This window comes from Flavobacterium sp. (assembly GCF_040379285.1).
In the GTDB taxonomy this organism is placed as follows: domain Bacteria; phylum Bacteroidota; class Bacteroidia; order Flavobacteriales; family Flavobacteriaceae; genus Flavobacterium.
The window spans coordinates 1-8802 of record NZ_JBEILJ010000073.1; the positions used below are offsets into that span (position 1 = coordinate 1).

Here is an 8802-nt window from a genome sequence, read left to right on the forward strand (position 1 = left end):
ATACAAAAGCGGGAGATGTTGGTTGGAAACCCCAATACATCCCGAATTCCAAACTTCAAAGGCTTCACTCAACGTAATTAGTTCACCGTTGGGTAAAGGAAATGTAGCTTGTTTACGCAACACTTTTTTCATTTTGCGAGCGATTCCTCCGGTATTGGCCTTTAACGCTCCTTCATTTTTATCCATAAACACCATTCCTTTTTCGAGGGCTTCAAAAATGGGAGTCAAAGGCGCTGTGATCAAACAGTCGGTATCAAGGTATAAGAAGGAGCCCGTGTAGTGTTTCAAGCAGTCTTGTAGAATTTTAATCTTGACGCGGTAAGCATAATTAGACGGTCCTTTTGCCTCGGTAAGTTGGTCGGACGTCAGCGCATGGTAGGTTATAGATAAGGGAAGCTGCGATTGAAGATACGCCGTATCGTCGGAGAAAATATGGATGTGAAATGCAGGTTCTGGATGCACGCACGCCAAGGACATCAGTGCCCAAATCAATTCATTTTGATAATCCCGGTGCCCAAAAGCGACAAACAAGAGGTGCTGTGTTGCATTCATTCCGCAAATATACCAATCCCGTTGCGTTTGCGTTGTGCTAAAGTTTACACATTTTTTAAGAAAATTGTTCCGTAATCTATTTAGTTTTGAACTCAAAATCATTCCATTATGCGGTACCTCATTTCCCTTCTTTTTACTTTAGCGTTTACCTTTTTTTCCTGTACTTCCAAAGAAGCCAAACCGGAACCTTCTCCCCAAACGAACCCAAAGGTAACCTCTGCCAAACAAACTTTGGATTATCTCGGGGTGTATAAAGGCGTGTTTCCCTGTGCCGATTGTGAAGGAATCGAGACGCAGTTGGAATTGCAGGATACCACCCATTTTGTTTTAACGACCCGTTATTTGGGTAAGTCCGATACGCCTTTTGTGGTATGCGGAACTTATGGTTGGAATGCCAACGAAACGCAAATTCAGTTGGACAATCAAAAGACCGGTCCCTATGCGTATGCTGTTTTGGAGGGAGTTTTGCAGCAATTGGATTTGCAGGGAAAACCCATTACGGGCGATTTAGCCTCCCGCAATCGTTTGACGAAAATGAAAAAAGATGCACAAACAGGGGAATTGCTGGTGGCCAAAGAAGCTACGGTGGTCAAAGGAACAACGCCTGCCGCACCCGTTACCTTTGCCTTAGCAGGAACCGAATGGCGCTTGCATACCCTTTTGAAAAAGAAAATTCAATCCTCTAAAAAACCATTTACCCTGACATTAATGTCCAAAGACGCTCGTTTTACAGCGTATATGGGATGTAATCAAATTGGTGGACAATATATTATGCCTTCGGTGGATGGGTTGGCTTTTACGGCAATCATTTCGACCAAGATGGCCTGCCCCGATGATCAAGTCGAGGCGGCGTTTGTCAAAATGTTATCGCAAGTCGATGCCTATTCCATCCAAAAAGACCAATTACAGCTGCGCCAAGGGAAAACGGTATTGGCCCAATTTACCGCGGCCAAATAATCCCTATCTTTGTCGCATGCCACGAATTTTAGCCATCGATTACGGACGCAAACGCACGGGAATAGCCGTTACAGATGATTTGCAAATTATAGCCTCGGGACTCATCACGGTCGACACGGCGCAATTGTTTCCTTTTTTGGTCGATTATTTTAAAAAAGAGGACGTGCGAAGCGTTTTAATTGGCGAACCCAAACAGATGAACGGTTTACCCTCGGAAAGTGCCCCATTGGTAGACGCTTTTGTAGTGCAATTTCAAGCCACTTTTCCTGAAATCCCAGTGGTGCGCGTGGACGAGCGTTTTACCTCAAAAATGGCTTTTCAAACGATGATTGATAGCGGCCTTACGAAGAAGCAACGCCAAAATAAAGGATTGGTCGATGAGATTGCAGCCACCATTTTATTGCAAGATTATCTGAGCCGTAAAATGATATAAATCCTTTAGCATCGCTGTTTTTTTTCCTACTTTTGCCCCATCCTTAAAATTACATCCATGATTTTACCCATTGTGGGTTACGGCGACCCAGTTTTACGAAAGGTTGGGGAATCCATTACACCCGATTATCCGCAGTTATCCGAACTCATTCACAACATGTACGATACCATGTACAATGCGTATGGCGTGGGATTGGCGGCACCTCAAATTGGATTGCCCATTCGCTTGTTTGTGATTGATACCGAGCCTTTTGCGGATAGTGAATCCCTTAGCGCGGAAGAAAGTGCTCAACTGAAAGGATTTAAGCGCACCTTTATTAATGCCCAAATTCTCAAAGAGGAAGGTGAAGAGTGGGGATTTAACGAAGGCTGTTTGAGTATTCCCGATGTTCGCGAGGATGTGTACCGAAAAGAACGAGTGACTTTGCAGTATTGTGACGAGCATTTTGTGGAAAAAACAGAAGTTTTCGACGGATTAATTGCGCGGGTGATTCAGCACGAATACGACCATATTGAAGGGATTTTATTTACCGATAAAATTTCGATGCTGAAACGCACGTTAATTAAGAAAAAACTTCAAAATATTATGGATGGAAAGGCGCGCCCTGACTATCGTATGCGTTTTTACAACAAAAAAGGACGTTAATGCAAACAAATAAATATATTTGCCCCCATTAAAAATACACTCAGTATGAAAATTGATAAAATATTGGCCATTTCCGGAAAACCCGGGCTTTATGAGTTGAAAATACAAACGCGTTCGGGTTTCGTTGCCGAATCGTTATTAGACGGAAAACGAATTACCGTTGGCTTACGCAGTAATGTGAGTTTATTGTCGGAAATTTCAATGTACACGTATACCGAAGAAAAACCCTTGGTTGAGGTGTTACGTGCCATTGCACAATTGGAAAACGAAGGTCCAGCGCTTTCTCACAAAGAAGATAATGCCAAATTGATTGCGTATTTTGAAACCGTGTTGCCCGATTACGATCAGGACCGGGTGTATGCTTCTGATATCAAAAAAGTATTGAATTGGTACAATATCTTACAAGCTAAAGGATTGGTTTCTAAAGACGATCCGGTAGTTGAAAATGCAGAAGAAATCAAAGAACAAGTGGTAGAAGAGGTGAAAGCCAAAAAGAAAACTACCAAGAAAAGCGAGTAAATTCGCATAGTGAACTAAATATCTTTTATCCCGATCGATTTAACGGTCGGGATTTCTTATTTTTACCCAAAACGATACCCATGAATACCCGCGAAGCACAACTGCAAGCTTTCAATCGATTGCTCGATATTATGGACGATTTACGTGAAAAATGTCCCTGGGATAAGAAGCAAACCCTGCAATCCCTACGACATTTGACCATTGAAGAAACCTATGAATTGGGCGATGCTATTTTGGACAACAACCTTGAAGAAGTCAAAAAAGAGTTGGGCGATCTCCTGTTGCACATCGTTTTTTATGCCAAAATTGGAAGTGAAACCCACGCTTTTGATATAGCCGATGTGGCCCATGAAATTTGCGATAAACTCATCCACCGGCATCCGCATATTTATGGCGATGTGGTCGTGGCTGATGAGGAGGAAGTGAAACGCAATTGGGAAAAGTTGAAGTTAAAAGAAGGAAAAAAATCGGTATTGGAAGGTGTGCCCAAAGGGTTACCTGCCATGGTGAAAGCCAGTCGGGTGCAAGACAAAGCCAAAGGCGTAGGTTTCGATTGGGAGCAACCCGAGCAGGTTTGGGAAAAGGTTCAAGAAGAATTGCACGAATTGCAGGAAGAAGTGGCGACCGGCAACCTGGACCGTATCGAATCGGAGTTTGGCGATGTGCTGTTTTCAATGATCAATTACGCTCGGTTTTTGAATGTCAATCCCGAGGACGCTTTGGAACGTACCAACAAAAAGTTTATCAAGCGCTTTCAATATTTGGAGGAAAAGGTCAACGCTATGGGAAAATCTCTAGCCGATATGACCTTGGCGGAAATGGATGTGTATTGGAATGAGGCGAAGAAGATTTGATAATTTGATAATTTGATAATTTGAAGATTTGAAAATGAAACTAAATAACAACTAATGTCTAAAGTCTAACGACTAACGACTAAAGTCTAACATCTACTATGGAAAAACACGAATTAAAACGCAGGCTCGGACTCATTGACGCGACCAGTTTGGTGGCGGGATCAATGATTGGTTCAGGGATCTTTTTGGTAACATCAGCCATGGCCCGTGATGTAGGTTCGGCGGCTTGGATTTTGGTATTGTGGTTTGTTACAGGTCTCCTTACCATGTCGGCGGCATTGAGTTATGGGGAGTTGGCGGGTATGATGCCGAATGCCGGTGGACAGTTTGTGTATATTCAGCGCGCCTATGGAAAACTCGTGTCGTTTCTCTACGGATGGACGGTGTTTACCGTGATTCAAACGGGGGTGATAGCGGCGGTTGCTGTGGCGTTTGCCAATTATACGGCGGTATTTTTTCCAGTGTTGGAACAAAAGATTTTTGCCTATGAAAGTTTTGTATTTACCAACAAGCAAATCTTGGCGATACTCAGTATTTTTTTACTGACCTATATCAATACCCGTGGCGTTCAAAACGGGAAGATTATCCAATTAGTGTTTACTTCGGCCAAGTTGATTGCACTTTTTGCGTTAATCATCCTCGGGTTGTACGTAGGATTGCAATCGGAGGTGCTTACGGCGAACTTTGCCTCGGCATGGGACGCCAAAAAAACGGTCCAAAAAGACGGCACCCTGACGGTTTCGGTGTTGAGCGGCGTGGCGTTGTTGGGCGTCATGGGTGCTACCATTATCAATCCATTGTTTTCGAGTGATGCGTGGAATAATGTGACGTTTATTGCTGGGGAAATCAAAGACCCGAAGCGTAATATTCCTCGCAGTTTGTTTTTGGGGACCTTGATTGTAACCATTATCTATTTGTTGGCGAATGTGGCGTACTTGTCTTTATTGCCGCTCAACGGTTCGCCCGATGGCACTACTGTTATGGAGCGAGGGATTATGTTTGCCTCCGAAGATCGGGTGGGTGCGGCAGCGGCCAGTGTGATTATGGGCAATGTGGGCGTGTTGGTTATGGCTGGGTTGATCATGGTGTCGACGTTTGGTTGTAACAGCGGACTTATTTTAAGCGGAGGACGTTTGTTTTATGCAATGGCGCAAGACGGTTTGTTCTTCAAAAAGGCAGGCGAACTCAACGACAAAGAAGTGCCGGCTCGCGCCTTGTGGGTACAAGCAATTTGGGCTTCTTTTTTGTGCATGACGGGAAAGTATGGGGATTTACTAACCTATGCCACCTTTGCTTCTTTGTTGTTTTATATTTTGACTATAGGCGGACTCTTTATCCTGCGGAAGCGCGAACCCGATGCCGAGCGACCTTACAAAGCGTTTGGCTATCCTTTTGTACCCTTGTTGTATATGGTGATTACGGCTGCGATTTGTGTGGCCTTGTTGGTATACGACACCCGCAACGCCGGCTTAGGTTTGGGGATTGTAGCCTTGGGCGTACCGGTGTATTATGTGTTTTTAAAGAAGACGAGGTAGTTATTGGTTGTCAGTAGATGGTTAGCCCCCAAGCCCCCAGAGGGTTAATAGATTCAAAGATCCTCTTACTGCTCACTGAATACTGCCCACATTGCTAAATCTCCCGTTCACCGCCTTCAGCTGGATGTTCAAAAGTGGTGGATCCTATTTTATGGGAATCAGGATTCTGTTTGTGTTCTTTTTGTACCCATCGATAAACCGTATACCCAGCTGCTGTCCCCAACAACCCTAACATTCCCATGACCCACCAATTGGTAGCATACCCAAAGTGATCCACTACGTTCATTCCGATTTTGGCACTCAAAATATGGGCGGCGGAATAGCTCATGGTAAAAATGGCCATGTACCGGCCTTCATGTCCTTTGGGGGCGCGACTCAAGGCGAATGTATTTGAAAACGGAAAGGCAAACATTTCGGCAAAGGTCATAAACAGCATCATTACAATTAGAATTCCCGCCCATTGATCAATCAGCAACAAGAACAGACTGATGCTCATAAAAAAACAGCCCCAAGTAACAATCTTGACTTTATCGATTTTTTTTCGTTCCACGGCACTTACTATAGGCATTTCAAGGAAGAAAACCAAAATCCCGTTGAGGGTAAGAAGCAAACCGGTTTGAAGTTCGCTTAAACCAAATTGAATGCGATGGTAGAGTGGAATGGTAGTGAAAAGTTGGAAGAATAAAATCCCCGTAATGACACAGCTAAAAAGAAACAGCCAGAAAGGACCGTCGGAGAACACCGATTTTCGTTGCGCTTCCAGAGATGCTTTTGTTTCAGCATCGATGGGGAGTCGTTTCTTTTCTTTGACTTTAACAACAAAAATGAGAATGGCAATAATACAAGTGGCGCCATCAACCCAAAACAATCCTTTGTACCCCATCCCCATGATGATTAAACCTCCCAATGCGGGTCCTGCGGCAAAACCCAAATTGATAGCCAAACGAACTAGGGTTAATGCACGCGTTCGATTTTCGGGTTTGGCATAGGTTCCGATAGAAACAAACATAGCGGGGCGGAACATGTCGGCAATCACCATGATGGTAAAAATGGCGATGCACAGTCCTATAAAACTTTGGATGTATTGCAAGCAAAAAAAAGCAAATCCACTGGTAAATAAGCTGAATACCATTATTTTATAAAATCCTATCTTATCGGATAGTTTACCTCCAAGCCAGGATCCCAACATGGAACCCAAACCAAAAAAAAACAAAATCCAACCGACTTCATTGTAATCAAAATGCAAATCTTCTTTGAGGTATTTGGATAAAAAGGGGAGTACCATAGTGCCCGCCCGATTGATGAATGTAATCAAGGTAAGTATCCAAATTTCGCGTGAAAATCCTTTGAAATTGGAAATATATCGGCGTAGGGCAGCTCGTAACATGAAGCAAAAGTAGCGATTAACTTTGGCTTATGACTTTCACTTTTCTAAAATTTTAAAGCCTTGAAATAATGAGATTGTCTAACACAATACCATTTGAAAAGAAATTTAAGTCGCACAAGGATAAGTAAGTTTTTTAGTTCAATTTTTGTTTGGTAGGCTCATTTTTTTTTGGGGGTTAGACAATCATTTGTCGTTTTGCAGATTTCCATGGACGGGATTTTTACCATTTTAACTTATAGTGAGCTCGAAGCTTACATAATTATGATGATAGTATTCAACATGAAAATGAAACTAAGATTAGATTTTAAAGAAATAATCATAAAATAGATCTTTTGATTAAAATTAAAATATTCAAATCTAAATAGCTTGATATAGAACGTAAATCTTTAACACGTAAAAGAAAAACGATAGCTCAAAATAAATTTGACACTTTTGTGTCATCAAAAGATTCTAGAACATAATAACTTTATAATCCTAATAGATTAATTTTTCAAGAACATAGAAGAGAATTATTGAAAGTAATTTTTATACTGATTTTGCTTTTCTACTGTTTATTAAAAGGTTGTTTTTTGTTTTAATTTTTTTAATGAATAAAGTTTAAAACTATAATTCGTATTCATAGAAAATAATTTAATTAGGGGGTATATAAAATGGTTGCCAGAAAGTTTATATCAAAAAAACAAATCAAATTATCTAAAATTCAAAAAATGAAAAAAACATTATAACTTCTATTATTTGTACCATTAATGCTTTCTGCAAAATTTTATAAAGGAAAAATAACTTTTAATGACGGAACTTCTAAAAATGGATTTATTGAATTACCAGAATATCCAGATGATGCAAAAATTAATTTAAAAAAATGAAGAAAATGGCAAAACAGAAAAATATAAAATAGATGATGTTAGTAATTTTGAAATTACTAATGATAAAAAAGAGATTGTAAAATTTATAACTCTTAAATTAGCGAGACAAAGTTTATTTGACCTTAAAAAAAATAAACCAAGCAACAAAAAAGTTTGGGCGAAAATTATTCAAGAAGCTAAAATTTCTATATATGCTGCATACTATGCTTACAATCCTGTAATGAAAACAGGTGGTGGAGGAACATATTATATAAAAAGGCAAAATGAAGATTTTGCTTTATATTTGGATGACTTTGGTGGAAATGGTTTAAGCGTATGTATAAATTGTTTTACGAATTTAAAAAAGACCCTAAAGGCTTATGTTGTAGATATCTGTCCGATTTTTTTGGAAAAATTAAACAAAGAAGATTTAAATGAAAAAGGCGTGACTTATTTAGTAGATCTATATGAAATGAATTGTGAATAATAATGAAACCTTCTGGTAACTGGCGTTTGGCAATATGGAGGGTTTAGGCTTAATTTTAAGATGGTTTTGTGCCAGAAAGTTCAGTTATTAACCGAAAGCCTAGGCTTTTTTAATCTGCCATATCACCAAGCGGCATTACGATACTTTACCGAAAGTTTTTTTATTTTATGAGAAAGTGTTAATAGAGTTAGTTTTCTGTTTTTAACATTATTTGGAAATTTAAATCATTTCATTCACTATTCTAAACGAATAGACATTACTAATTAATTTATTTTCAGAGGATATTGTAACAGACAGCCTTCCAAAAAATTCATTTTTTTACACTTATATTACAAAATGACTTTGTTTAACAAATGCAATTTAACATTACATATGAAAGTAGTCATTTTTGGCTCAAGTGGTTTTTCGGGGCACGCAATTCTAAAAAAAGCTTTATATCAAGATTATCAGGTAACCATTCTTTTTCGAAATAGGAATTCCATTCCAATGGAAGCTAAGAATGCGATATTTCTGTTGAGAATGGAAAGATAAAATTAGTAGGACAATTTATTTGGACATCAAGAAATGGTGAACATGGATTTAATATTTTTA

At 39.9% G+C, this 8802-nt stretch carries 9 protein-coding genes; 7 read left to right on the plus strand and 2 right to left on the minus strand.

Going from position 1 to position 8802, the window contains the following annotated elements; all coding sequences use genetic code 11:
* The coding region (locus ABWO12_RS11485) for a hypothetical protein (protein ID WP_353089093.1) at nt 1-552 on the minus strand (552 nt) is incomplete at its 3' end.
* A 108-nt stretch (nt 553-660) separates the two neighbouring features.
* On the opposite strand from ABWO12_RS11485, the gene ABWO12_RS11490 reads away from it, so the two are divergent.
* The 6 genes from ABWO12_RS11490 to ABWO12_RS11515 all read left to right on the plus strand — a co-directional run bounded on the left by ABWO12_RS11490 (nt 661) and on the right by ABWO12_RS11515 (nt 5495).
* On the plus strand, nt 661-1509 hold the full coding sequence (locus ABWO12_RS11490; RefSeq protein ID WP_353089094.1) for a copper resistance protein NlpE N-terminal domain-containing protein: 849 nt from the start codon (nt 661-663) through the stop codon (nt 1507-1509).
* Between the two features lie 16 nt (nt 1510-1525).
* Nucleotides 1526-1942: a Holliday junction resolvase RuvX gene (gene ruvX, locus ABWO12_RS11495; protein ID WP_353089095.1), complete on the plus strand. Its 417-nt coding sequence runs from the start codon at nt 1526-1528 to the stop codon at nt 1940-1942.
* A gap of 57 nt (nt 1943-1999) precedes the next feature.
* Nucleotides 2000-2587, plus strand: coding sequence for a peptide deformylase (gene def, locus ABWO12_RS11500; RefSeq protein WP_073363823.1), 588 nt, complete (start codon nt 2000-2002; stop codon nt 2585-2587).
* A gap of 45 nt (nt 2588-2632) precedes the next feature.
* Nucleotides 2633-3106: a DUF5606 family protein gene (locus ABWO12_RS11505; RefSeq protein ID WP_353089096.1), complete on the plus strand. Its 474-nt coding sequence runs from the start codon at nt 2633-2635 to the stop codon at nt 3104-3106.
* An 80-nt stretch (nt 3107-3186) separates the two neighbouring features.
* A complete protein-coding gene (mazG, locus tag ABWO12_RS11510) occupies nt 3187-3960 on the plus strand; it encodes a nucleoside triphosphate pyrophosphohydrolase (protein ID WP_353089097.1) in 774 nt (257 codons plus the stop codon).
* Between the two features lie 98 nt (nt 3961-4058).
* A complete protein-coding gene (locus ABWO12_RS11515) occupies nt 4059-5495 on the plus strand; it encodes an APC family permease (RefSeq protein ID WP_353089098.1) in 1437 nt (478 codons plus the stop codon).
* A gap of 94 nt (nt 5496-5589) precedes the next feature.
* Here the strand turns inward: ABWO12_RS11515 and ABWO12_RS11520 are convergent, their stop codons facing one another.
* Nucleotides 5590-6882, minus strand: coding sequence for an MDR family MFS transporter (locus ABWO12_RS11520; RefSeq protein ID WP_353089099.1), 1293 nt, complete (start codon nt 6880-6882; stop codon nt 5590-5592).
* 1083 nt (nt 6883-7965) lie between these two features.
* Here ABWO12_RS11520 and ABWO12_RS11525 point away from each other — a divergent pair.
* Complete coding sequence (locus tag ABWO12_RS11525) at nt 7966-8211, plus strand: hypothetical protein (RefSeq protein WP_353089100.1); 246 nt, start codon at nt 7966-7968, stop codon at nt 8209-8211.
* Nucleotides 8212-8802 lie beyond the last annotated feature (591 nt).